The organism is Streptomyces sp. RP5T (assembly GCF_003933965.1).
In the GTDB taxonomy this organism is placed as follows: Bacteria; Actinomycetota; Actinomycetes; order Streptomycetales; family Streptomycetaceae; genus Streptomyces.
The window spans coordinates 1-1258 of record NZ_RSAJ01001109.1; the positions used below are offsets into that span (position 1 = coordinate 1).

Sequence of the window (1258 nt, forward strand, 5' to 3'; positions counted from 1 at the left end):
TGGGTGGGGTGCGCGGGCGGCCCGGTCCTGGATGCCGCGCAGGGAGTCGGGGCCGGCGCGGGAGCCGGCGAGGAGACGGGCCGTCGACCGGCCGGGAGTACACCACCGTTCGGCAACAGGTGTTGTCGGGACTTGGTCAACACGCTTCAATGCGGGGGAACTCGGGGCCGGGAACGACGGCTTACGGCTGTGCAGCCTTTCCCGCCACTGCCACGGACGGCCCCGGCACACCCTCGCGGACGGCCTGACCAGCCGTCCGGACCTGTACAGAAAGGCCCCTGCATGCCGCACGCCACACAGCACGCGGACGACGTCGACGTCGCCCACGCGGAACTGGACTCGGTCCTGCGAGGCGGCCCCTTTCACGTCGCGCTGCGCGCCGCGATCGCGGCGCGGGGGCTGCCGCTCCAGCGCGTCCAGCACCATCTGTCGCGCTACGGGGTCAAGGTCGGCGTCACCAGCCTGAGTTACTGGCAGCAGGGCGCCCGGCGCCCGCAGCGCCCCGAGTCGCTGCGGGCCGTGCGGGCGCTGGAGGAGATCCTCCAGCTGCCGGAGGAGTCGCTGATCCGGCTGCTCGCCGAGGACGAGGACCGCTCGGCCGCCGAGCGGCCCGCGACCCGTTCCTACCGCTCCCTGCTCGCGGCCTCGGACGTCCTGGGAGAACTGCTGGGCGAGCTGGACTCACCGCCCGACAGCGGGCTGCACACCCTCGGCCATCACGAGCGCATAGACATCGGGGCGCGCCGCGAGCTGCGCGGCCGCGAGTCGCACCACATCGTGCGCGCCCACCGCGAGGGCGTCGACCGGTTCATCGCCGTCCACCACGGCGACCCGGGGTGCGTGCCGGAGCACATGACCGTCCACGCCCTGGAGAACTGCCGTACGGGACGCGTCCGTTCGCACCACGACACCGGGGTGCTGGTGGCCGAGCTGCTCCTCGACGCCCGGCTGCGGGCCGGGGACACCTTCCTGTTCCGCTACTGCGTCGAGGACGGCACGGCCGGGGTGTCCCGCGAGTACGTCCGCGGTTTCGGCTCGCCCGGCGGGCAGTACGCGCTCCAGGTCCGGTTCGACGAGAACGCGCTGCCCCTGCGCTGTCACCGGTTCGCCCAGCACTCCCCCGCCGCACCCCGCAGCGGCCGCCGGGAACTGTCCCTCACCGGCCGGCACCACTCGGTCCACCTGGTCGAGCCGCGGGTGCGCTCGGGGGTGGTGGGGATCGGGTGGGACTGGGAGTGAACAGGGCGACGCACCGGGT

At 73.6% G+C, this 1258-nt stretch carries 1 protein-coding gene; it reads left to right on the forward strand.

Going from position 1 to position 1258, the window contains the following annotated elements; translation table 11 throughout:
* Window positions 1-282: 282 nt before the first annotated feature.
* The gene (locus tag EHS43_RS44810; RefSeq protein WP_125196081.1) at window positions 283-1239 is read left to right on the forward strand and encodes a hypothetical protein; all 957 of its coding nucleotides are present in this window, start codon (window positions 283-285) and stop codon (window positions 1237-1239) included.
* Window positions 1240-1258 lie beyond the last annotated feature (19 nt).

Coding starts and splice junctions, on each gene's coding strand:
- EHS43_RS44810 (WP_125196081.1), top strand. CDS start 283: ATGCCGCACGCCACACAGCACGCGGACGACGTCGACGTCGCCCACGCG.